At 71.0% G+C, this 23,857-nt stretch carries 16 protein-coding genes; 9 read left to right on the forward strand and 7 right to left on the reverse strand.

Annotation, left to right across the window (positions count from 1 at the left end):
• Window positions 1-45 precede the first annotated feature (45 nt).
• The 5 genes from AC067N_RS18240 to AC067N_RS18260 all read left to right on the forward strand — a co-directional run bounded on the left by AC067N_RS18240 (window position 46) and on the right by AC067N_RS18260 (window position 6,996).
• Window positions 46-1,092 (forward strand): aldose epimerase family protein, encoded by a 1,047-nt coding sequence (locus tag AC067N_RS18240; RefSeq protein ID WP_478679901.1) that lies wholly within the window; start codon window positions 46-48, stop codon window positions 1,090-1,092.
• Between the two features lie 165 nt (window positions 1,093-1,257).
• A complete protein-coding gene (locus AC067N_RS18245) occupies window positions 1,258-2,931 on the forward strand; it encodes a pyridoxal phosphate-dependent aminotransferase (RefSeq protein WP_478679902.1) in 1,674 nt (557 codons plus the stop codon).
• Window positions 2,932-3,362: 431 nt separating this feature from the next.
• Complete coding sequence (locus AC067N_RS18250) at window positions 3,363-4,625, forward strand: extracellular solute-binding protein (RefSeq protein ID WP_478679903.1); 1,263 nt, start codon at window positions 3,363-3,365, stop codon at window positions 4,623-4,625.
• A gap of 374 nt (window positions 4,626-4,999) precedes the next feature.
• On the forward strand, window positions 5,000-5,473 hold the full coding sequence (locus AC067N_RS18255) for an ATP-binding protein (RefSeq protein WP_478679904.1): 474 nt from the start codon (window positions 5,000-5,002) through the stop codon (window positions 5,471-5,473).
• Window positions 5,474-5,715: 242 nt separating this feature from the next.
• Window positions 5,716-6,996, forward strand: a complete 1,281-nt coding sequence (locus AC067N_RS18260; RefSeq protein WP_478679905.1) for an MFS transporter — start codon at window positions 5,716-5,718, stop codon at window positions 6,994-6,996.
• 132 nt (window positions 6,997-7,128) lie between these two features.
• Here the strand turns inward: AC067N_RS18260 and AC067N_RS18265 are convergent, their stop codons facing one another.
• The 3 genes from AC067N_RS18265 to AC067N_RS18275 all read right to left on the reverse strand — a co-directional run bounded on the left by AC067N_RS18265 (window position 7,129) and on the right by AC067N_RS18275 (window position 13,508).
• On the reverse strand, window positions 7,129-7,890 hold the full coding sequence (locus tag AC067N_RS18265; protein WP_478679906.1) for a class I SAM-dependent methyltransferase: 762 nt from the start codon (window positions 7,888-7,890) through the stop codon (window positions 7,129-7,131).
• A 7-nt stretch (window positions 7,891-7,897) separates the two neighbouring features.
• A complete protein-coding gene (locus AC067N_RS18270; protein ID WP_478679907.1) occupies window positions 7,898-12,400 on the reverse strand; it encodes an aminotransferase class I/II-fold pyridoxal phosphate-dependent enzyme in 4,503 nt (1,500 codons plus the stop codon).
• Window positions 12,401-12,782: 382 nt separating this feature from the next.
• Window positions 12,783-13,508: a TetR/AcrR family transcriptional regulator gene (locus tag AC067N_RS18275; RefSeq protein ID WP_478679908.1), complete on the reverse strand. Its 726-nt coding sequence runs from the start codon at window positions 13,506-13,508 to the stop codon at window positions 12,783-12,785.
• A gap of 301 nt (window positions 13,509-13,809) precedes the next feature.
• Between AC067N_RS18275 and AC067N_RS18280 the strand changes: the two genes are divergently transcribed.
• The 4 genes from AC067N_RS18280 (at window position 13,810) to AC067N_RS18295 (ending at window position 18,266) form a co-directional block, all read left to right on the forward strand.
• The gene (locus AC067N_RS18280; RefSeq protein WP_478679909.1) at window positions 13,810-14,637 is read left to right on the forward strand and encodes a polysaccharide deacetylase family protein; all 828 of its coding nucleotides are present in this window, start codon (window positions 13,810-13,812) and stop codon (window positions 14,635-14,637) included.
• A gap of 18 nt (window positions 14,638-14,655) precedes the next feature.
• Window positions 14,656-15,825 carry a GNAT family N-acetyltransferase gene (locus AC067N_RS18285; RefSeq protein ID WP_478679910.1) on the forward strand — a complete coding sequence of 390 codons (1,170 nt, stop codon included), beginning with the start codon at window positions 14,656-14,658 and terminating at the stop codon, window positions 15,823-15,825.
• Between the two features lie 310 nt (window positions 15,826-16,135).
• Window positions 16,136-17,851, forward strand: coding sequence for a glycosyltransferase (locus AC067N_RS18290; RefSeq protein ID WP_478679911.1), 1,716 nt, complete (start codon window positions 16,136-16,138; stop codon window positions 17,849-17,851).
• A gap of 7 nt (window positions 17,852-17,858) precedes the next feature.
• Window positions 17,859-18,266, forward strand: coding sequence for a hypothetical protein (locus AC067N_RS18295; RefSeq protein ID WP_478679912.1), 408 nt, complete (start codon window positions 17,859-17,861; stop codon window positions 18,264-18,266).
• Window positions 18,267-18,268: 2 nt separating this feature from the next.
• Here the strand turns inward: AC067N_RS18295 and AC067N_RS18300 are convergent, their stop codons facing one another.
• The 4 genes from AC067N_RS18300 to AC067N_RS18315 form a co-directional block, all read right to left on the reverse strand.
• Window positions 18,269-19,111 carry a glycoside hydrolase family 16 protein gene (locus AC067N_RS18300; RefSeq protein WP_478679913.1) on the reverse strand — a complete coding sequence of 281 codons (843 nt, stop codon included), beginning with the start codon at window positions 19,109-19,111 and terminating at the stop codon, window positions 18,269-18,271.
• Window positions 19,104-19,880, reverse strand: coding sequence for a polysaccharide deacetylase family protein (locus AC067N_RS18305; protein ID WP_478680113.1), 777 nt, complete (start codon window positions 19,878-19,880; stop codon window positions 19,104-19,106). Before AC067N_RS18305 ends, AC067N_RS18300 begins: the two co-directional genes overlap by 8 nt.
• Before the next feature lie 50 nt (window positions 19,881-19,930).
• Window positions 19,931-20,947, reverse strand: coding sequence for a glycosyltransferase family 2 protein (locus tag AC067N_RS18310; protein ID WP_478680114.1), 1,017 nt, complete (start codon window positions 20,945-20,947; stop codon window positions 19,931-19,933).
• A 1,414-nt stretch (window positions 20,948-22,361) separates the two neighbouring features.
• Window positions 22,362-23,714 (reverse strand): glycosyltransferase family 2 protein, encoded by a 1,353-nt coding sequence (locus tag AC067N_RS18315; protein ID WP_478679914.1) that lies wholly within the window; start codon window positions 23,712-23,714, stop codon window positions 22,362-22,364.
• Between the last annotated feature and the right edge of the window lie 143 nt (window positions 23,715-23,857).

Here is a 23,857-nt window from a genome sequence, read left to right on the forward strand (position 1 = left end):
TCGCCTGCGGGCGGGGCCCCCTTCTTCCTGTGAGAGGAGCACCTGGTGAAGGAAGTCTTCGGCAAGCTCGCCGACGGCACCGAGATCCACCGCTGGTCCCTGGAGAACGGCGGCACCCGGCTGCGGGTCCTGTCGTACGGCGGGATCGTGCAGTCCCTGGAGGTCCCGGACCGCGCGGGCCGGTACGCGAACGTCTCCCTGGGCTTCGGCACCGTCGAGGAGTACGTCGCCGACTCCCCCTACTTCGGCGCCCTGATCGGCCGGTACGGAAACCGCGTCGGCCGGGGCCGGTTCACCCTCGACGACACGGCGTACGAGCTGTCCGTCAACGACGGCGGCAACAGCCTGCACGGCGGCGCCGGCGGCTTCGACAAGTCGGTGTGGGACGTCGAGCCGTTCGTTCAGGACTCGAACGTGGGCCTGCGCCTGACCCGCACCAGCCCCGACGGCGAGATGGGCTTCCCCGGCACGCTGCGGACCGGGGTCACCTACACCCTCACCGAGACGGGCGACTGGCGGATCGACTACGAGGCCACCACCGACAAGCCGACCGTCGTCAACCTCACCAGTCACGTCTACTGGAACCTCGCGGGCGAGGGCAGCGGCTCCGCCCACGACCACGAGCTGGAGATCCCGGCCTCCCGGTACACGCCCGTCGACGCCGGCCTCATCCCCACCGGCGAGCCGGCCGAGGTGGCGGGCACGCCCTTCGACTTCCGCCGGGCCAAGCCGATCGGCGCCGATGTGCGCACGCGTGACCAGCAGCTTCTGTACGCCAAGGGGTTCGACCACAACTGGGTGCTGGACAAGGGGAAGACGGCCGAGCCCGAGTGGGCCGCGACGCTGCGCGACCCGTCCTCCGGCCGCACGCTGACCGTCTCCACCACCGAGCCGGGCCTCCAGTTCTACTCCGGGAACTTCCTGGACGGCACGCTCGCCGGACCGTCGGGGCGGATCTACCGGCAGGGCGACGCCGTGTGCCTGGAGACCCAGCACTTCCCGGACTCGCCGAACAAGCCGTCGTACCCGTCGACGGTGCTCCGGCCGGGGCAGACGTACCGTTCGACGACGGTCCACTCGTTCGGGGTGTGAACGCGGTGGCGCACAGGTTCTTCACGATTTCCGGCCAACCTCCCCGTGGTTGAACGGCGTCACCTTCGTCTCCGTATGTAGGGGCGGCCCGTGCTCCCCCGCACGGGCCGCCCTTAGTCGTCGGGCCCGGTCGTCCCCAACGGGTCCGCCCCCTACGGAGGTTCCATGGCCGACAACGTCACCTCGTTGTTCCGCAGCACGACGGCGCACAGCCCCTCGATGGCGGCGCTGACTCGTGAGGGCGGCGAGGGGGTCGGCCCGGTGGACTTCTGCATACCGTGCAACCCCTACTTCCCCACCCCGGCCATGTTCGACGAGATGGCGAGCAAGCTGCGGGACATCATCACGTACTACCCGAGCAGCGCCGACACCATCACGGCGGAGCTGTGCAATCTGCTCCAACTGCCGCCGCAGTGCGTGGCGATGGGCAACGGCTCGACCGAACTCATCACATGGATCGACCATCTGCTGGTCCGGGAGTCCCTCGCCGTCCCCGTCCCCACCTTCGGCCGCTGGACCGACCAGCCGATGGAGACCGGCAAGCGCGTCGACATGTTCCCGCTCCAGGAGTCCAGCGGCTTCGCCCTGGACCTCGCGCAGTACGCCGAGTTCATCCGGGCGCGCGGCACACGGGTCGCCGTCATCTGCAACCCGAACAACCCCGACGGGGGCTTCCTGCACCGGCACGCGCTGGTGCAGTTCATGGACGCGATGGCCGACCTGGACCTGATCGTCATCGACGAGTCGTTCCTGGAGTTCGCCGACGCCGAGTCCGAGCCGAGCACCGTCCAGGACGCGGTGATGCGGCCCAACGTCGTCGTGCTGCGCTCGCTCGGCAAGAACTTCGGGCTGCACGGCATCCGCTTCGGCTATCTGGTCGCCAACCCGGCGCTCGCCGGGAAGATCCGCTCGATGCTGCCGAAGTGGAACCTCAACTCCTTCGCGGAGCACGTGGTGTTCATGCTGAAGAACCACGGCCCCGAGTACATGGAGAGCCTGCACCAGGTGCGGCGGGACCGCCTGGACATGGCCCGTCAGCTCTCCGCCCTCCCCGGTCTGACGGTCTACCCGTCGCAGGGGAACTTCCTCTTCGTGCGCCTGCCCGTGGGCGCCGAGGGCACCGTGGTCCGCGACCGGCTGCTCACCGAGCACCGGATCCTCGTCCGCGAGTGCGGCAACAAGGTCGGCTCGTCCAGTCGCTTCCTGCGACTCGTGGTCCGGCCCCAGGTCGACGTGCGTCGCCTGGTGTCAGGCCTGGAGTCGGTTCTCTACGGGTCCAGGAGGGGAGCCGCCGTACCCGAGCTGGGCACCGGGACCAGCTACAGCTCGGGTACGGCGGCCGTGGACCGGCTGATGAGCGAGACCAACGGCGCCGGTATGGCGGGGCTCGCCGCGCAGGCCACCGGCTCGGCCGGCATGCCGGGCATGGCCCCGGCCCCGGCGCCCGCCCCCATGCCGACCCCGGTCCCCGCCCCGGCGCCCGCTCCGGCCCCGGCGCCCATGCCGGCCCCGATGCCGGCACCCATACCGGCACCCATACCGGCCCCCATGCCGGCGCCCGTTCCGGCCGCCGCGGCCCCCATGCCCCAGGGACCGTCGATCCCCTCCATGCCCAGCGTGGCCTCGATGCCCGGCATGGCACCCGCTCCCGCCACCGGGCTGGAGCCGGTCGCCCAGACCGGGATGCCCGGCATGGCCGCCGCGGCGGCCAACCGCCGGGCGATGGGCGCGGCCCAGGGCCTCACCGCCGCCCAGGTGCGCGGCCGCACCGCCCCCGAGGAGCAGCCGGAGCCCTTGGGCTGGCCGGCGGCGGGGGCCGTCTACAACCAGGTGGGCTGACCCCCGCCGGCACAGAACCCCATGGGGCGTCGCCCCCGGCAGGCCTTCCACGGCCCCGCCGGGGGCGACGCCCTTTCCCGGGGGTCCGCCCACGAGCCTCCCGGAGTCCACCCCACGGCCACCGCGCGGACGGCGACACGAGGAGACGACCCCGGCCCGCACGGGCAGCTGAACGACCGGGACGCCCATTCCGTACTTCCTGTCGTCTGTGGGGCGTGTCGGGTCACTTCCGTCACATCCCTGGAATCAAAACGCAACGCCCACGGCCCCGTACCGCTCCGGCGCGCGCCTTACGATCAAGCCCGTCGCGAGCACACACGGGCGAGACTCGTACACACGTGCGGACGCGACTCAGGCTCGGCCGAGAAGGCCGAGGTGCAGGAAGTACCGGAAGTGCCGGAAGTGCCGGAAGTGCTGGAAGTGGGGGAACCGTGCGCCACAGGGCCCGGATGATCGTGGCGGCCGCGGCCGCGCTGGGACTCGCGGCCGGGTCGTCCGGCTGTGGCGGGGACGCGGAGGCGGGGCAGGCCTCCCTGACCGTGGTCGCGACCAACTACGGCGACGACGTCCACAAGAACTCCGAGGGTTACTGGGACCGGGTGGTGCTGGCCTTCAACGCGGAGCACCCGGACATCGACGTGAACGTCGAGGTCTACGAGCCGGACGAGGTCGACGAGAAGGTCGCGGAGCTGATCGAGCGGGGCGAGGCGCCCGACATCGTGCAGACCGGCGGCTACTCGCAGTACGCCGCCGAGGGACTCCTCTACAGCGCCGACGAACTGCTCTCGGTGCCGGTGCAGGCGTCCTTCATACCGAGCCTCGCGAACGCCGGGGAACTGGACCGGGTGCAGTACGGGCTGCCGTTCACCGCGAGCACCCGGCTGCTGTACTACAACAAGGACCTGTTCAGGCGGGCCGACCTGGAGCCCCCTCGGTCGTGGGACGAGCTCCTCGTCGCCGCGAGGGCGTTGAAGGCGCTGGGCGTCGAATACCCGATCGCCGTGCCGCTCGGCCCCGAGGAGGCGGAGGCGGAGACCCTGATGTGGCTGCTGGCCGGCGGCGGCGGCTACACGGACAACGCCAACAGCTACGACATCGCCTCCCCGGCCAATGTGCGGACGCTGACCTGGCTGAAGGAGAAGCTGGTCGGGGAGGGCCTCACCGGCCCCGTCGCGCCCGGCGAGCTGAACCGCGAGGACGCCGTGCGGGCCTTCCTGCGCGGTGACGCGGCCATGGTCAACGGCCCGCTGTCGCTGATGCGGCAGATCGAGGACTCCTCCGACTCCGTGTCCTACGGCTCCGTCCCGCTGCCCAGCCACGACGGCCGGGCCACACCCACCATGGGCACCGCCGACTGGGTCGTCGCCTTCAAGAACGAGGACCACCGCGACGCCATGGGGCAATTCCTCGACTTCCTCTACGACGACAAGTACGTGACCGAGCAGGCCGCCGAGTACGAGCTGCTCCCCGTCACCACGTCCGCCGCCGACGCGATGCGCGCCGACAAGGATCACCGGGCCCTGTGGAACGGCCTCGACACCCTGCAGAACCTGCGGCTCTACCCCGTCGCCGAGACCGACTGGTCCGAGGTGGCCGCCGCGATCCGCAAGCGCGTGGGCGCCGCGGTGGGCCCCGACGGCAGTCCTCGGACCGTGCTGGAGTCGATAGCCGACGTCACGAAATCAGCCGGGTGACCGGATCGTCGTCATAAGAGCTCCGAGGGTTGTCCCGTGGGGCCTGTCGTTTGGATCATGCCTGGGCCGCGGGGCGTGGCACGCACAGCTGCGGCGTTGCCGTCGGTTGCGCGGCTCTCCCGGCACCGCCGGCCCGTTCCGCACGGGCCGGCGGTGCTGTGATCGACGGACGTCGACCGATCAGCCGATGTCGAGCGGAAACGATCACAGTTCGATCGGTTACGTACGGTTCCGACCAGGCGCGATGTCCTCTCGATCTCCTGGGTACTCATCGGGCGAGCACGGCTGGCGTGGGCGGTGTGCGGCAGTTCGCCTTTGACGCCCAGCGCCCCGTGCCCGGGCCCATCGACACCCATCGAGAGGAGGCGGCAGCGATGCCGGGCGGGGAGAGGGACCAGGGAAGCGGCGGAACGGGCGGTCCACGCGGCGCCACCGCCGGCACCGCCGCGGGCGGTCCCGGGACGCTCCTGCTGAAACGGCACTTCACCGGGGAGAACCTGCCCCGGTTACGGGCCCAGGTCGAGGACACGGCGGCCGCGGCGGGCCTCGGCGGTGTACGCCTCGGCGAGTTCACGCTCGCCGTCAGCGAGATCGCCGGCAACGCGGTCGAGCACGCGGGCGGCCGCGGCCATCTGGAGCTGCGCCGCCTCCCGGACGAGCTGGAGTGCCGTATCACCGACGAGGGCCCCGGTTTCGTCCCCGCCATCCCCGAGCTGCTCCCCGGCCTCACCGAGGGCTGCCGCGGCCGCGGCCTCTGGCTCGCCCATCTGGTCACCGACCGGCTGGCGGTCACGACGGACGCCACCGGCACGGGGACCGAGGTGACGCTGGCCATGCGGCTGGGATGAGGCCGGCGGCCACCCCCGGGCGGGCCCGCCGCTCGCGTGCGCGGATGGCGACATGCACGGCGATGACCTATAAATCGCATTACCGCGGAAGTGGTGCGCGGCCGGCGGCTCGCCTCCGATCGGCTCGGCCTGTGATCGGCGCGGTCTGCGACCAGCGCGACGTCCGGTGAGCCCGGCGCGAGGAAGGAGGAGTCCGTGGCCCGCACCGACAGTCGCGATCTCCCTCCGGCCCGAGGGCCCCGATGAAGATCCTCGACACCGGGGGGCGTGCCCGTCGGGTCCGCCTGCTGGAGCCCCTGGCACATCGCGACTTCCGCATCCTCTGGACCGGGATGAGTATCTCGCTGCTGGGCGACGGAGTGCTGCTCGTCGCGCTCGCCTGGCAGGTCTACACGCTCTCCGGCAACCCCGGCGCGATGTCCGTCGTCGGGGTGGCCCTGGCGGCCCCGCAGATCGCGCTCGTCCTGGTCGGCGGTGTCGTCAGTGACCGCTTCGACCGGCGCAGGGTGATGCTCTGCAGCGACCTGGTCCGCGGGGTGTGCCTGGCGGCACTGGCGGTCCTCGCGCTGACCGGAACCCTGCGGCTGTGGCACGTGATCTGCGTGGTCGCGGTGTACGGCGCGGCATCCGGGTTCTTCCCGCCGGCGTTCGACGCCACCGTGCCCACGCTCGTCCCCCCGTCGGAGCTGGTCGGGGCCAACGCCCTCGACCAGTTCGTCCGGCCGACGGCCGTGCAGATCGGCGGAACCGCCCTCGGCGGCGGGCTCGTCGCGGGGGTCGGGCCCGGCTGGGCCTTCGCGTTCGACGCCCTCACCTTCGTCTTCTCCGCCGCCTGCCTGGCCCTCCTCCGTCCCCTGCCGCCCGACGCCGCCCAGGACCGGGACACGATGTGGAAGGACCTGCGCGCGGGTCTGGGCTATGTGCGGGCCAACGTCTGGCTCTGGGGCACCTTCCTGTCGGCCACCTTCGCCTACCTGCTCTTCCTCGGTCCGACCGAGGTCCTGCTGCCCTACATGGTCAAACACGTCTTGCACGGGTCGGCGACGGACCTGGGGCTGGTGCTGACCAGCGGCGGCCTGAGCGCGGTCCTCGCGGCGCTGATCGTGGGGCAGGTCGGACTGCCCCGCCGGTTCATCACCTTCATGTACTGGACCTGGGCCTTCGCCACGCTGGGGGTCGCCGGGTACGGCCTCGCCACCAGCAGCTGGCAACTCGCGCTCACCTGCGCCGTGGTCAACGGGCTGGAGACGGCCGGGATCATCGCCTGGGCGACGGCGAAGCAGCGACTGGTGCCCGCCGCGCTGCTGGGCCGGGTCTCCAGCGTCGACTGGTTCGTCTCCCTCGCGCTCCTGCCGCTCTCCTACGCCCTCGCCGCTCCCGTCGCCGCCGCGGTCGGGGTACGCGCGACCTTCTTCGGCGCCGGCCTGATCGGCGCGGTGGTCACCCTGGCCTTCCTGTATCTGCCCGGAGTCCGTGCCGTGGAGCGCGACCGGACCGGCGGGCGGGCGCCGGACACGGCGTGAGCGAGGGTCCCCTCGGCAACGCCCCCAGGCGTTCCCTCATATCGCCCTCGTGGACACCGCCTTCGGGCTGGAAGTCGCCCAATTCCCCCGGGGGCGCGGCGGTCAGGGCTCGGTACCGCGATCCGTGGGGGGTCACTGCCGAGTTCTGACGGCTCTCATCAGGACCATGCCGGTGTCCCCGTAGTCGGGCAGGGTGGGGTCGGCGTCGATACGGGTGACCGTGAGCCGCTCGGTGTACGGGGCGAAGGCCCGGTGCACGATCGCACGGTCCACCGGGCAGCCCGGCCAGCGTGACGCGACCCCGATGCGGTAGGTCGGCATGTTCTCCATGAAGGACGCGACGAGATGGCCGCCCGGGCGCACGGACATGGCGAAGGCGCGGCAGAACCCGGCGAACTCGTCGGGGTCCTCGGTGACGCTCTCGGCCACGAAGTTCATGGACGCGAGGCCGTAGGTGCCGGGCGTGACCGACCGGGCGTCGCCGTGCACGACGCGCACCCGGGACAGCGCCTCGGTCAGGGTGGGGGGCAGCGCGGGGTCCAGTCGGCGGCACAGCGCGTAGAACGCCTGCCAGCTCTCGTCGGGTCCGGCGCCGAGCTGACGGGTCAGGTAGGCGACGTTCCCGGCACCCACTTCGACCGCTTCGATACGGCGGCTCGCGGCGGCGGCCAGCATCAGCGGGTACAGGTTCGGCCCGGCCCCGAATTCGAGGGAGCGCTCCACGGCCCCGGGGGCGAACTGCCGGTAGAAGGCCGAGTGGTGTCTGATCACCGCGGCGTCGCAGGGATGGAGTTCCCGGTAGTTCTCGGCCAGGTACTCCTCGACCGGCCAGGTGTCCCAGTCGACGTCCCGGCTGCGCGTCGGCTGCCGGCGCCCGAAGAGCGTGTCGCTCATGTGTGCCTCACTGCCCGGCCTGGAAGGCGAACCGCTCGGTCAGGGCGGTCAGCGCGTCGTTGAGCTGGTCGATCTCCTCGTCGGTGTTCAGCGCGGTCACCTGGACGCGGAAGCCGACGCGGTTGCGGGGAACGAGAGGATAGGCCGCCAGCGTGACGTAGATGCCCCTCTCCCACAGGAAGAGCGCCGCCGCGTCGATGTCGGAGGCGTCGGCGAGCGGGAGTTCGATGATGGGCAGGCCGGAGACGTTGGGGGTGGCGATGCCCAGCCGGCGCACATGGTCCAGGACCCGGGCCGTCTTGCGGTGCAGATCGGCGCGAATGGCGTCCCCGCGGGTCTCGTTGACGTCGAACCCGGCCAGCACCGTGGCGAGCGAGGCGGTCGGTGAGGGCCCGGAATAGAGATAGGGCGCGGCGGCGACCTTGAGGTGCTCCTTCAGCCAGGTCGGCAGCGCGATGAAGGCGAGGAGCGAGGAGTACGCCTTGGAGAAGCCGCCGACGAGCAGGATGCCGTCGTAGGTCTCACCGAGATGGCGCACGATGCCGTTTCCGCGGGATCCGTAGGGGGACGACTCCTCCTCGCCGCGCTCACCGACGATCCCGAATCCGTGCGCGTCGTCGACGTACAGCATGGCGCCGAAGTCCCTGCACATGGCGGCGAGCTCGCCCAGGTCGGGCATGTTCCCCGTCATGCTGTTGACGCCGTCCAGGCAGACCAGCCGGGCGGCCGCCGGCGGCACGGCCCGCAGCAGGTCCTTGAGCTCGTCGAGCCGGCCGGCACTGAACCGCCGCACGGTCGCGCCCTGTGCCCGGGCGACCAGGCAGCCGTCGTACACCGTCCGGTGTGCCTCCGCCTCGACGAAGACGTGCCCGCCCTCCCCGCTCAGAGCGGGGATCACCGACGCGTGGATCAGGGTGATCGTGGGGAGGAGCAAGGTGTCCTGGGCGCCGAGGAGTTCGGTGAGCCGCTCCTCGATCCGGGGGTAGAGCTGCGGGTTGCCGATCATCCGTGACCAGCTGGGGTGGGTGCCCCACTTCCTCACGTGCGGTTCGATGGACGCCACGATCTCCGGGTCGAAGTCGAAGCCGAGGTAGTTGCAGGAGGCGAAATCGGTCAGCCAGTGGTCGCCGCAGCGGATCCGCCGTCCGTCGACCTCGTCGAGGACCGCGTCGCTCATGGGGCTTGCCTGGCGCAGGCGTTCGAGGTCGCCCCATCGGGGGTCGTGCCGTACGCCTCGTCCTTCGGGGGGCGCTTTGCGCATCTCTTCCTCATTCCCGGTTCCGCTGGGGCCTGTCTGCCCGGATGCCGGGCCCGCGGCCCGGATCGGGAGCTGGGGGCCGCTCGGCCGCTGCGGTGCCGATCCGCTGGTCTTCCCGGTCAGTCCGGCGATCTGGTGCTGCCGCTCGCCGCGCAGCAGTGTGTCCGTCTGGTCCGCCGTCAGCGGACGGGCGAACAGAAAGCCCTGTCCGAGGCGGCAGCCCATACCGGCCAGCACCTCACGCTGCTCCGCGTCCTCGATGCCTTCGGCGATGACCTGGAGGCCGAGCGTGTCGGCGATGCGGACGATCCCGTCGACGAGTGCCACCTGCTGGCTGTCCACACAGATGTCGTCGATGAAGGATTTGTCGATCTTGAGTACGTCGATCGGGAATTCCCTGAGGTAGCTCAATGACGAGAATCCCGTGCCGAAGTCGTCGATCGCAATGCCGACGCCGAGTTCTTTCAGGATCCTCATGACGTCCTGGATCTGTTCGTCCCGGCGCATCAGGACGCTCTCGGTCAGTTCCAGCACCAGCGACCCCGGCGCCAGTCCGGCGCCGTCCAGGACCCGGCGCACCTCGTCGAGGAACCCCGGGTCCCGGAACTGGCGTGCCGAGACGTTGACGTTGACGCAGAGCGGGACCTGTCGCGGGGCCGTCCGCTGCCAGCGGGTGACGTCCTCCGCGGCTCGCTCCAGCACCCAGGCGCCGAGCGGCATGATGTGCCCGGTCTCCTCGGCGAGCGTGATGAACTCCTCCGGTGGCACCAGGCCCCGCCGCGGGTGCGGCCAACGGGCCAGCGCCTCGAAGCCGATGATCTCGCCGTCGGAGAGTTCCACGATGGGCTGGTAGCGCAGGGAGAAGTTCTGCTGCGCGACGGCGGTGTCCAGGCCGGCCTGGAGTTCGGAGCGTTGCAGCATGGCGGTGTGGAGGGCGGGCTGGTACCTGCGCCACTGCCGCTTCCCGGCGGACTTGGCCGCGTACAGGGCGAGGTCGGCGTGCCCGAGCAGTTCCTCCGCGTCCGCGCTGTCGGCGGCGGTGGCGATGCCCACGCTGGCGGACACGCTGACGACGCCGCCGGAGAGCCGGAACGGCTGGTTGAGCGCCTGTACGACCTGGCCGGCCAGTACCTCGGCGTCGAGCGGTGTCTTCGCCCCCTCCATCAGCACCGCGAACTCGTCGCCGCCGAGCCGGGCCGCGGTGTCGCTGCGCCGCAGCGTCGCGGACAGCCGTGCTCCCGCCGCGGCCAGGAGTTCGTCCCCCACCGAGTGGCCCATGGTGTCGTTGACGACCTTGAAGTCGTCCAGGTCGATGAAGAGCACGCCGGCGATGGTCGACTCCCGGCGGTCACGCGCCAGTGCCCGTTCGATGCGCTCCATGAGGAGCATGCGATTGGGCAGACCGGTCAGTGAGTCGTGGAAGGCGTGGCGGGTCAGTTCCCGCTCCAGCTGACGCTGCTCGGTGACGTCCCGCAGGGTGAGGACGAGTCCGTGGACCGTCTGCTCCTCACGGAGATTGCTGCACCGGGCCTCGACGTCCATGCGTCGTCCTGAGGGACTGACGACCCGCCAGTCCTCGTGCATGTCGAGGTTGCCGTGGGCCCGCATCTCCGCCAGCGCCCGGCACGCCCGCTCCCGGTCCTGCGGGTCGATCAGCGTGGTGACCCTCTTGCCGATGAGGCTGTCGTGGCCGAACATGCTGTCCGCCGACGGGCTCGCGTACCGGACGGCGTTGTCGTCGTCCAGGATGAGGATCACGTCCGAGGCGTTGTGGACCAGCGTGCGGAAGTACGCCTCGCCGTTGCGGCGGTTGACCTCCTGGCTCAGCTGGACCCGCTCCAGCGCCAGCGCCGCCTGGGAGGCCAGGATCTCGAGCGAACTCCACAGCTCCATCAGCGCGGGCTCGGGGCCCGCCACGGCCAGGGCGCCGACGAGCGGTTCCCCGGTCAGCCGGTCCGGGAGGGCGAGCGGGCACAGCAGGGCGCTGGGCACATCCTGCAGGCCCTCCACCACGCGCCGGTCGAGTTCGGTGAGGGGCACCAGCCGGGCCTTGTGGCCACTGAGGGCGGCGACCAGTTCGGCGCCCGTGTCGTCGTTGGGGCTGATCCTCCAGTTCCAGTCGTGGGACTGGGTGCGCACGGCGTACAGACCGCCGTCCCCCTCCGCGGCCAGCAGTACGGTCCGGTGCGGTACGCCGGGCCCGAACAGCGTGCCCACCGCCCTCTCGACGGAGTTGGCCACCTCCCGCGGTCTGAGCGCCGTCAGCAGCGAGGCGCCGGCCACCCGCAGTCCGCGCTCCCTGGCCACGGCCTGCCGGTGGACGCTCACCGCGCCCGCGAGCCGCAGGATGACGAGGAGGAACAGGGCGGTGGAGAACACGGCGATGACGCCCGCGTCCGTGACATCGCCGCGGACGGCCTGGTAGAGCAGGACGCCGGGCGCGATGAGCGAGGCGGCCGCGAGCAGCGCGAGCCGGTGCCAGGGCGGGGACTCCTGCGAACCGCGCTGGGGCAACTGCTCGGTCAGCGCGTGCATGGACGGATGGAGCGCGGCCAGCCCCCACGCGGTGAAGAAGACCACCCAGCCGAGGTCCATGGGGGTGCCGACCTGCCACGTGCCCTTCAGCTGCAGCAGCCCGTACAGCACGTCGGAGACGAGGATGCCCAGGGTGCCGAGGGTGAGCAGGACGACACTGGGCGTGATGGCGATGCCCGTGGAGAGCAGCCGGGCGAGCATGGCCAGCATCAGCACGTCACCGAGCGGATAGGCGATCGAGATCGCGCGCTGCAGCCAGGTCATCCCCTCCGCCTGGCTCAGCGGCCCGATCAGGTTGACCCACAGGAGGACGGCCAGACCGGCGGTGAGGATCAGCGCGTCCAGCAGGCTCGGCAGGTCCCTTCCCGGCCAGCGGTAGTGGATGAGACCGAAGAGCCCCGCCGCGAACAGCGGGTAGGTGGACAGGTAGAAGGCGTCCGCCACCGACGGGAACGGGTTGTTCTGGTCGAAGAAGCTGTTGAGGATGTTGTACGCGGTGTCGCCGGCGGTGAAGGCGAGGTTCGCGGCGGCCAGCGCCAGCCAGGGCCAGCGGTGGGCCGGCCGGTTGAGGTGCAGGCCCACCAGGATGGCGGCGACGCCGGTGAGCCCGATGAGGGCCCACCAGATCGTGCGACGGCTCGGGTAGGTCAGGTACAGGACCGTGAGGGGAAGCACGACGGCGAGGTAGCAGGCCGTCAACCGGTGGAGCCGCGTCAAGTGAACCGCCTCCTCACCCCGGCGGGACCGGCATGCGGACGTCGTGCACCCCGATTCGGGGTGGTCGGGACCGTGTACGGCGGACGAGGTCCGCGCTCGCCGAGAACTACCCGTGCGCTACAGGGAGTTGTCGCGCGTCTCCGTTTCGAGACTAGGCGCAGAGGGTCCGGTGCGCATCTCGGGGCCGACGCGGGGCGGGTGGGGGGCCGGTGCGGGGTCGGCGCCTCGGGGAGCCGCCCCGCGAGGGGCACCGCCGTCGAGCAGGGCGTTCGTCAGCCCGAGCGGGCGCGGCCGGGCACACCGGGCCGCGCCCGCTCGGGTCTGCCGTTCGGACGACGGACCCTCGGGCGCCGTGGGCCCCGGGGCGACGGACGGGGGTCCGCTACCCTCCGTCCCGCACCAGCCGGTCGAGCAGTGCGTCCAGCCCGGCGGCCAGGCCCTCCGGCCCGCCCCGCTCGGCGAGCGCCTCGGCGGTCTCCCGCAGCGTGGGCAGCTCCTGGGGCGACAGTCGGTGCAGCCCCAGGCGGAAGGCGGGATCCGTCTCGTCCGGGTTGTCCACCATGGGGCGCAGTTCCACGGAGAGGTACCCGAGGAGCCAGGCGGTGTACGCCCGGAAGACCGCGGAGGACCGGGCCTCGTCGAGCCCCGCCTTCCGCAGCAGTGCGAGCACCCGCTCGTGGTCGCGGAGTACGGCGAGCGGGCGCCGGGCCAGCGGGACCGCCAGCATGCGCGTCGCGAGCAGCGGCACGGCCTGCGGATGGGCGAGGCAGACGTCGTAGGTCGCCCGGGCGATGCGGTGGAGCTGGGCACGCCATGAGCCCTGGGGCGCGGGGGCGGCTTCGGGCTCCACGGCCAGGCGTTCCTCCAGCTCCATGTAGAGGGCTTCGACCAGGCCGTCGAGAAGGGCGTCCTTGCTCGCCGCGTACCGGTAGAGCGCCATCGCCTCCACGCCCAGCTGGGCTCCGAGGCGGCGCATGCTCAGCGCGGAGAGACCCTCGCCGTCCACCAGTTCCAGGGCGGCGGTCAGTACGCGCTCCCTGCTGAGCCGGCCGTAGCGCCCTCGATCGCTGGCGCGACGCGCGGGATCAGCGTCGGGACTCTCGGCCATACCGCGCCTCCTCGTCGGCCTCGCTGCCCTGCAGAGCCGCAGCGGCAACACTTCTATACAACGTAAATGTACACCTCTGGGGGCAGACCGGGGGCGACTGCGCCGACCCGGTACGCCCGGATGACGGACCGCCGCCCGACGGCGACCGCGAACCGGGGGCCCCTTCGACCGCATTGCCTGATTCTTACCTCCGCTTGACCTTGTCCCCCACTTCGTGCAGCCTGTACGTATACATCGTAAATGTACGCATTCGATGTGGTGTGATCACCAATTCTGCGAGCCGAACGGGAGACAGAGCCCAATGGCCCCCGTACCCGTCTTTCTGTACCACGCGGTTTCCGACGACCCACCGTCCTGGATAGCGCCGTTCACCGTCACTCCGGCCGCGTTCGCGGAGCAGCTCACCCGGCTCGTGGACAGCGGTCGCGTCGTGATCCCCCTGTCACGACTCGTCGACGCGATCCTCCACGGGGCCGCCCCACTGCCGCCGCGTCCCGCGGTCCTGACGTTCGACGACGGCTTCGCCGACTTCGCCGACACGGTGTTTCCCGAGCTCGTCGGGCGCGGCCTTCCGGCCGTCCTGTACATCACCACCGGCGCGGTACGCACGCCCGGAGCAGCACAGGAGAGTCTGCTCCCCCCTTCCGACATGCTGACCTGGAACCAGATCAGGTCCCTTGACGAGGCCGGTGTGGAGATCGGCGGCCATTCGCGCACCCACCCGCAACTCGACGCGCTCCCGCGCCAGATGCTGAGCGACGAGATCGACGGCTGCCGGAGAACGCTGGAGGACGAACTGGGCCACGCGGTCCACTCGTACGCCTATCCGCACGGGTACTCCGACCAGCGGGTGCGGCGATGTGTGCGTGAGGCCGGCTGGACATCGGCCTGCGCGGTCGCCAACGCGTTCAGTTGTGCGCACGACGATCCGCTCCGGATCGCCCGCCTGACGGTCCGCGCCGACACGCCGCCCGAGGTCTTCCAGGACTGGCTCGACGGCCGCGGCGCCCGCAGGGCTCCTTTCCACGAGCTTCCGCAGACGACGGCGTGGCGCCTCTACCGCCGTACCCGCGGCCGGCTGGGCAGCCCCGTCGGCGGCCCCCCGTCCTCACCGGGGCTGAACCACTGAGAGACAAAGGACGGCACCATGAAGATCAAGGTAGTGGCAGCCAACGATCTGCGCCCCGAGGAGGTGGCCGCCTGGTACGCCATCCAGGAGGACCACCCCGAGTACGCCAATCCGTTCCTCGGCCCCGGCTTCACCCGCGCCGTCTCCGCCGTGAAGCCGAAGGTGGGGGTGGCGGTCGCCACGGAGGACCGGGAGCCTGTGGCGTTCTTTCCCTTCGAGCACGGGCCCCTGGGCATCGGCCGCGCCGTGGGTCTGGGGGTCTCCGACTGCCAGGGCGTGGTGCAGCGGCCGGGAGCGGTGACCGAGGCGGAACCGCTCCTGCAGGCGTGTGGCCTCTCGGTGTGGCAGTTCGACAGCCTGCTGGTGGGGACACCGCCCTTCTCCACCCACACGCGTGCCCTCCATGCCTCGCCGGTAATGGACGTGGGTGAGGGCTTTGCCCGATACCAGGAGCGAATAGCGGATCACGCGCCGCGGCTCGTGCGCACCCTGGCGAAGAAGACCCGCCGCCTCCAACGGGATGTCGGTGACGTCCACTTCGTGTTCGACGAGAGGGACCCCGACCGGTTGCGCACCCTGATGGACTGGAAGTCCGCCCAGTACCGGCGAACAGGCCGGAAGGACCGCTTCGCCCAGCCGTGGATCGCCGAGTTGGTGACGCGACTGCACGCCACCCGGACCGGACCGCTGAGCGGGCTCCTGTCCGTGCTCTACGCCGGAGGGCAGCCCATCGCCGCCCATTTCGGGCCGCGTTCGGACAGGGTGCTGGCCTGCTGGTTCCCCGCGTACGACCCCCGCTTCCACAAGTACTCGCCGGGGGTCATGCTCCACCTGAGGATGGCCGAGGGTGCCGCCGAGGCGGGAATGGACCACCTGGATCTGGGGCGCGGGGCGAGCGACCACAAGGAATACCTCAAGACGCGCGATCTGACGGTCGCGGAGGGCTGGGCGTCCCTGCCGTCCGCCGGTGCCGTGGCCCACTGGATGGGCCGGACCCCGGTGCGGTTCGCCTACAACGCCGTACTGGAAAGGCCGCTGCTGCGGCGGGCGGCCCGGCAGACGCTGAACGGCCTGGGCGCGGTACGGACACGCTGGGCGGGACCTGTCGTGACGCCGTCACCCCATGACCGCGTACCGTCCCCCGATGCCCAGCCCACCCGCGGTCGGCTCACGGAGAACTGCATGTGACCCCGCGGGTCGATCATCCCGGGGGCGCTTCGGCAGTCGACATGAGCCGTCACCGGAAGTGGCCACGCGGGTCCAGGGGGGATCTCACCGACGAGAAGAAGACGGCATTGCCATGACATCCACCCCACGCATCAAATCCGAGGACGGCCCGATGCTTCTTGACCCCGAGCAAGAGAGTCCGGCCGCGGCATCACCGGCTTCGGCGACGTCATCACGTGTCCGCCGCGCTGCACGTCTGCTGGCCCGCGTCGCACTCCCCGTCGCACTGGCCATGTGGCTGCTGTCCCTGCGGAACGTGAACGTGGCAGGAATGGGCGATCTCGGCCTGGTGGAGGTACTGCCCGTCATGTACTGGGCGGCGGCCGTCGTCCTGACCGTCGGATTCGCCGCCGCGCTGTTCGACCGGCACACCCCGGGCCGGCTCTTCGCGGGCTATGTGCTGGCACTGATCGCCATGCTGCACGCCACGGCTCCGCTTCTCTACTCCCAACTGAGCAATGCCTGGGCCTGGAAGCACGTGTCCATGGTCGATGTGTTCCTTCGGCTGGGTGAGTTGCCCATCGCCGACGACCACGGTCTGGACGTCTACACCCAGTGGCCGGGCTTCTTCGCGTTCAACGCCTTGGTGGTCGATGCCACCGGTATCGGCTCCGCGCTGTCCTATGCCGCCTGGGCCCCGCCCGTGGCCGACGCGCTGATGCTCGGGCCGCTCATCATGCTCTACCGCTCCTTCACCCGAAGCAAGCGGCTGCCCTGGGCTGCTGCCTGGGTCTTCTACACCTGCTACTGGGTCACTCAGGACTACTTCGCCCCGCAGACACTCACCTTCCTGCTCTACATCTGTGTGCTGGCCCTCGTCGTCCGTCGTCTGCCCCGGTCCCTGCGCGCCGCCAGGCGAAAGGACGGGGCCGACGCCGCGACCGGCCGCCCTCCGGACCGGCAGCCCTCCAAGCCCGTGGCTCCCGAGAACCTTCCGGAGAACCTTCCGGTGGCGAAGGAAGCCGCCAAAGGGCCGTCGTTCGGCTGGATCCTGCTGGTGCTCCTGATCGTGTCCGCCATCGTGTGCTCACATCCGCTGACACCGGTGATGCTGATCTGCACCCTGATCGCGCTGGCCCTGCCGCGACGCAACAGACGGGTCGTACTGCCGGTTCTGCTGGGGTCCCTCGCCCTGACCGTGACATGGAACCTCACCGTGGCCCGCTCGTTCATCTCGCAGAACGTGCGGGAGACGGTCGAAGGGCTCACTCAACCCGGAGCGAATGCCAGTTCCGGTCTTCTGGACCTGTCCGACGCGTCCTCGGCACAGGTGCTGGTCTCCTGGACGGACCGCGCGCTGTCAGGCGGCGTCTGGCTGCTGGCGATCGCGGCCCTGGTGCTCCGCCCCACACTGCGGCGAACCCCCCTGCCGCTGCTCGCCGCCGCCCCGCTGCCGTTGCTGCTCCTCAACAGCTACGACGGGGAGATGCTCTTCCGGGCCTATATGTTCGCCCTGCCCGCCATCGCGTTCGCGGCGGCGGCCCTGCCGGCCGGAATCCGCCCACGCCGCTGGGTCCGTGCACTGGGAACGCCTCTCCTCCTCCTCGTGCTCTTCGTGGGCTTCACCATCAGCTACTACGGAAAGGAGTACGCCCTCTACTTCACCCGCGCGGAGACAGCGGCCAGCCAATGGATGTTCGACAACGCGCCCCCGGGAGCGGTGGTCGCCGGCATCACCGAGGACTTCCCCGCCGGATACACGGACTACGACCGGTACGACAGGGTGTGGATCACCATGGAGGGCCCGCAGATGCCGAAGCGGCTGGCGGCCGACCCCGCCGGCGTGATCGAGAAGATCTCCGCCGACACGGGAAAACCCGTCTATCTGATGCTCAACAGAGCCCAGGAGGCGAGAATCCACGCCACCGGATGGCTACCGACAAGCCTGCGCAGCATCGACCGGACCCTCGCCTCGGACCCGGACTTCAAGGCCGCTTACCGAAACAGCGACGCCGTGGTGTACGTCTTCACCCCGCCCAAGAACTGAGACCGCCATGAGAGCCTCCACGCGTGTACTGATTCTCGTCGCAGCCTGGGCCGCGCCCGCGGCGACGCTCCTGCCACCCGGGGACGCCCTGCGCGTCACCCTCCTCACCGCCTCCTGGCTGCTGTTCCCGGGGCTTCCGCTGGTACTGCGGGTGTCCGACCGGCCACACCGGCCGTGGGAGAACTCGCCCCGGCGGAGGCTGCTGCGGATGGCGGTGCTGACGGGAGCCGTGAGTCTCGCCTGCACGATCCTGGTCAGCCAGGCGCTCGTGCTGGCCGACGCCTTCGACTCGGGACGGGCCCTGGTGGCCCTGGCCTTGCTGACCAGTGCGTCCGTCCTGGTCCCGGTGCGGCGCGGAAGAGCGGCCCCGGGCGCCGACAGCCCTCTTCGGGGGCACCCCGGCGAGGCCCGCTGACGTCAGTTCCGCTGCCAGACCCGTACGTAGTCCACCCGCATGTCGGAGGGCACCCTCGTGGGTCCTCCGACAGACGGCTGGACCGAGTAGTTGAGCACCAGCCACTGCGGCGCCGATGTGACGTCCCGCGTCACCGAGCCGACCAGCGCTCCGTCGTAGTAGTAGTCGATACGGCCCGGTTCCCATGTGGCGCCGAAGGTGTGCCAACCGGTGTAGTCACCGGGCGCGCATCCGCCCTGCTCTCCGTCCTCCGAGTGGAAGTGGAAACAGGCCTTGCCGGAGAGCCCTTCCATGACGTCGATCTCGCCGTCGGCCGGCCAGTCGGCGCCCACCTGCCAGAACGCCGGCCAGTTGGCGATGACGCCGGGCGTCGCGGCCGGCAGATGGATGCGTGCTTCAAGGGCGCCGTGGACATAGGTGAACTGCGACCGGGAGTTGATCATGCCGGTTGCGTACGGGAAGGTCCGGCCCGCGCAGCTCACCCGCTTTTCGACCGCCGTGATACGGAGGGAGCCCTCGGAGACGTCGACCAGACCGGAGTCGTAGCAGTTCGCCTCGTCCGTGTTGACGGGGCCCGTGATGTCGGACTCCCCGTCCTCGTCGGGATTCCCGGTGGACCATTTGTCCTCGTCGAGAGCCGTTCCGTCGAAGTCGTCCGTGAACACCGCACGCCAGGCCCCGGGGATTCCGTGCGGCGTCGCCTCCTCCTCCGCCGCCACCGGCGGCCCGGCCGAACTGTCCTGACCGGCGCAACTGGTGGCGGCGCACACCGTCGTGGCCGCCAGGGCCAGACCGAGGAGCCGTCCCCGCCCCCGGCCGACGGTGGACGCGGCAGTGTCACGCACGGCGCGGCGCGGCCTTGCGCAGCAGCCGACGCGATCTGCGGACCACCGCGTAGCCCTTGGTCAGTACGCGGTCGCCGGCGAAGTCGACGGCGATCAGACGCCCCTCCAGCATCCGCTGGAACTCCCTGGGCCCGGTGCCGCGCCGTACGGTCACCCGTTGCAGCGCGTAGGGTCCCGGGCGAGGTGTGGCCAGCGCGTTGCCGACCACGAGGGACTGGGCGTAGCCGGCTTCGCGCACGGCCCGGCGGACACGTCGGCTGGAGTAGCCGAACGGGTAGGCGAAGGAGACCGGGGGGACACCGAGTTGCTCGCCGATGATGTCGCGGCAGCGCTCCAGTTCGAGGCGCAGCGGCCCGTCGGACAGCTGGTCGAGCTGCGGATGGGTGTGGCTGTGGCCGCCGATCTCGCAGCCTTGTGCGGCGAGTTCACGCACCTGCGGCCAGCTCAGCATGATGTCGGGAGCGGCGCCGGGGATCTCGTGCGGTCCTCGCAGCCAGCCGGTGGTGACGAAGACCGTGGCAGGGAAGTCGTGGCGAGCGAGGACGGGCAGGGCGTGACGGTGCACGCCCTCGTAACCGTCGTCGAACGTGATCAGTACCGGACGGGCCGGCAACGAACAGGCGTGGCGCCACGCCCTGGCGAGCTGCGCTGTGGTGAGCGGAGTGAAACCGGAGTCGGCCACCATCCGCATCTGCCCGGCGAACGCCTCCGGTGAGACGGACAGGGCATGGGTGGAGCGCCGGGGCACGGGCGCGACCGCGTGGTACATGAGGATGGGCACGGGCTGCTCTGCCACACGACCGGGCGGAGGCACTGCCTTCATGCGACCTCTCTCTCACCGGGCGGCTGGTCCCCGCGAAGGGGTGTCTCCACCAGGGTGACGGCATCGCCGCCTCGGCGCGCGCGGACGCTGCCGACGAGGTATCCACAGGTGGTGGTGACGAGGCCGACCACGATCGCGCCGGCCCGGCCCGCGCCGCCGGGGCGCCCGGCCAGCGTGTCGCGCAGTCCGCGCACGACACCGGAGGGAAGTACCCGGGTGGTGTAGCGCCGCTCGGACGCCAGGCCCTCGTCCGCGCCGACGCTACGGGTCACGAGCGCCTTGGAGAGGCCCTCGGCGAACGTCCGGGTGGTGAAGTAGGCGAGGCGTTCCCGGGATGCGGGGACCTTGTGATGGATCACCGCCCGGTCGTCGATCAGCAGTATCGCGTCGGGGTCGGCGCGGGTCAGCCGGATGCACAGCTCCGTCTCCTCGCACCCCAGGGGGCGTTTGTCGCCGTCCCTGCCGATCCCGGTGGCGAAGCCGCCCGCGGTGTCGAAGACGCTGCGGCGGAAGGAGGCGTTGCCCCCGAAGACGTTGCGCACCCGGACCGTGCCCTCGGGCAGCCCTCGGTAGGTGCAGCCGACCACCCAGTCGAACTCGGCGGGGAACCAGGCCGGCCTCCGTCCGGAGGCCCAGGCCGGGACGGTGCGGCCTCCGACCGCCATCACCCGGGGGTCGGCGTATCCGGCGGCGAAGTGCCGCAGCCAGTCCTCTTCCGCCACGGCGTCGTCGTCGAGGAAGGCGACGACCGAGCCCCGTGCGGAGCGAATGCCGGTGTTGCGGCCCGCGGACAGTCCCCGGGGGCCGGTGTTGGCCAGAACCCGCACCGCTTCGCCGGCCGGCCCGTAGGCCGCGGCCAGCCGGGCGCGCAGTACCGGATTGTGGTCGACCACCAGCAGTGTCTCCAGCGCCGGGCGCGACTGCGCCCGCACCGATTCCACCGCCGCCAGGATGTCCTCCCAGCGGTCCTCGGTGTAGACGCAGATCACCACGGAGATGTCCGTACGGCTCAGGTCGGTTCCGCTGGTCCGTTCGGGTTCGGTGTTCATGGCGGGTGCTCCGGACACCGGGGTCGGCAACCAGTGCGACCGCCGGATCAGTAGGTACAGGGCGAGCAGGGACTGGGCCGTGAGCCAGGCGATGCCCGCTCCGCTCAGGCCCATCACCGGCAGCAGGAGTGCCGAGAGGCCGAGCACCAGGACGAACAGCGCCAGTTGCAGCCCCACGACCGCGCGCATCCGGCGGCGCATGCGCGCCACGTCCACGGCCAGGCTCACCAGGAGGTTGGGCAGGGCGGAGAGGGCCACCAGGCGCAGCAGCGTGGTGCCGTGTTCGGCGTACTCGGGGCCGAACACGGAGAGGATCTGGGGTGCGAGGAGGAAGGTCGCGCCCGCTGCCGCGGCCATGAGCAGCGCGGAGTGACGCAGCACCCGGTACGCGTGCTCGGTCAGTCGTTCGGGGTCGTGCGCGGCCTCCACCATCATGGAACTGCCCATGTTGGTGACCACGAGGTACAGCATGTAGCCGACGATCCACGCCAACGAGAAGTAGGCGCTCTGTTCCGCACCGAGGCTGTTGAGTACCAGAAGGGGGACGAAGGTGTAGGCGGCCATCCGGAACATCGAGCCGGCGTAGTCGGCGGCCGCGTACCCGATCATGCGCGGCGGGCGCTCGGCCCGGGCCGTGGCCGCCTGTTCGTGCCGGGGCACGGCGCGCCGCAGCAGGAGGAAGTTGGTCACGACGACGGCGAGCAGGAGGGCCCCGGCCCAGGACGCCAGGATGCCCGTGAAGAGCGCGAGAACGGCCCCCACGGCAAGGAGCACGATCTTCACCACGGCGAAGATCATGTTCTCCGTGACGACCCACACCGGGCGGCTCACGGCGGTCAGGGCGCCGTCCTGCAGGACGAAGATCGCGTAACCCGCCGTGGCCACCACGAAGCAGAGGGCGGTCGCCGGACTGAGCAGGAAGTCGAGGCCGGGCGTGATCCGGGGCACCAGGAGCAGAAACCCGACCGCGGCCAGCACCGTGCAGAGGGCGCTGATGAGGTAGCAGGCGATGATCAGTCTGCGGGTGTTCCGTCCCGCGGACGGCACGAAGCGGACCAGGAAGTCGTTGAGGTTCAGCTGGCCGACGGCGGCGAGCAGCGTGGCGGCGGAGAGGGCCGAGTAGCTCAGGCCGACCACCTCGTCGTCGTACCACCGTGTGGCGCACACCCAGAACACCGCCCCCAGCGCGGCGTTGATCAGCGAACTCATGGCGAGGAGATGTCCGTTGCGCAGCAGCGGCTCGCGCGGCAGCGCGGTCGCGATCCCCGCCCTGATCACCTCGGTGACCGGGCGCCGTGGGACGCGGGCCGGGCGGGCGGGTGCCGTTGGGGCACGCTCCGGGGACCGGAGGGCGCTTGTCGCTTGCACGGGCCTCTCCTCAGTGTCCGTCGTGGTGGACATCGCCGTGTCCCTGTCCGAGGCAGCGGCTGCGGCTGCGGCTGCGCAGATAGCCCAGCGGTCCGTACACCATGCCCCGCATCTCCAGCAGAGCGAGCCGCCGCGACCATCCGGAGTCCCGGTTGCTCCTCCGGCCGCGAGCTCTGGCAGCCGCGTACCGGATGCCGCCGGGAAGCCTGCGCAGCAGCGCGGGCAGCATGCCGGGCTCGTGGGCGACCGCTCCGGTGAGGTACGCCCCGAACCCGGCGCCGTACCCGAACGCCTGGGCCGAGAGCGCTTCCGCGGTGCGCCGGTGGCGATGCCACACGATGGCGTCCGGCTGATAGGCGAGGGTGCTGCCACCGACGATGACCCGGAAGAAGGCCAGCAGGTCGTCCCCGCCGAACGCCGGGGTTCCGGTACCGGTGGCCGGGTCGAATCCGCCGAGGGTCTCCAGCAGTTCGGTGCGGAAGGCCATGTTGGCGCCGGAGCCGAAGTGCCCGGCGGTGAACGGGAACAGGGGGTCCTCGGGAGGGTCGTGCAGGGACCAGGAGCGGGGTACGTAGCCCTTGGCGAATCCGCCGTGGCGCTCCAGCGCGGCCTGGGCCTCCGTCTCCAGCTCGGCCGGGACGATCAGCCCGGTGACGCAGCCGATCCGGCGGTCCTCGGAGAACGCCTCGACGAGCGCGGACAGCCAGTGCGCGTCGACGAGGGTGTCGTCGTCGGTGAAGGCCGCGATCGGGCCCCGCGCGGCGGCGAGTCCCCGGTTGTGCGCGCGGGCCAGACCGGCGACGGGTTCCCGTACATAGCGGACGCGTCGCCCGTATCGTTCGGCGATCATCTGCTCGGTCGCCCCGTCCGAGGGGGCGTTGTCCACCACGAGCACTTCGAAACGGGAGGGCGGGTAGTCCGTCCGCAGGAGGGAGTCCAGGCACTGGCGCAGCAGTTCCGGGCGGTTGTGGGTGGCGACGATGACGCTGACGTCGGGCCGGCCGGCCACCCCGTCCACCGCCGGAAGGGCAGGACCGCGGCCCGGGGCTGTGCGGCGGGCCGCGCGGGCCGTCGGCCCGTCGGCCGTCCGCACACCGAACTCGCGCTCGGCCCGGTCGGCCAGGCTCCACCACAGATCCAGGGGTTCGTCACCACGGGCGTCGAGCATGCCCAGCGGGTGCCCGTGGAGTCGTACGAGCGCCAGCACCCGGCTTCGCGGACGAATCCCCTCACGGCTTCCCGGCGGACTGAACCTGCCGGGTTCGGCCAGGTCGATGTCGACGACCTGCAACGGCGTGCCCGCCGGGACGGCGGGGGGCGAGAGCGCCGCGTTCGGGTCCACGAGTCGTTCGATGGTGTTCACCTGCTGCTCCGTCCCGGCTCCGACCGCCCGACGGACAGCTCCGCGTGCGGCGGAGCGGTGTCTCGGCGCACGAGGGGGGCCTGCGTCGGGCCGCTGATCAGGGTCGGTGTGGAATGGACGGTCATGGTGTCTCCAGATGTCGG

This window comes from Streptomyces sp. NPDC042364, from assembly GCF_056437585.1.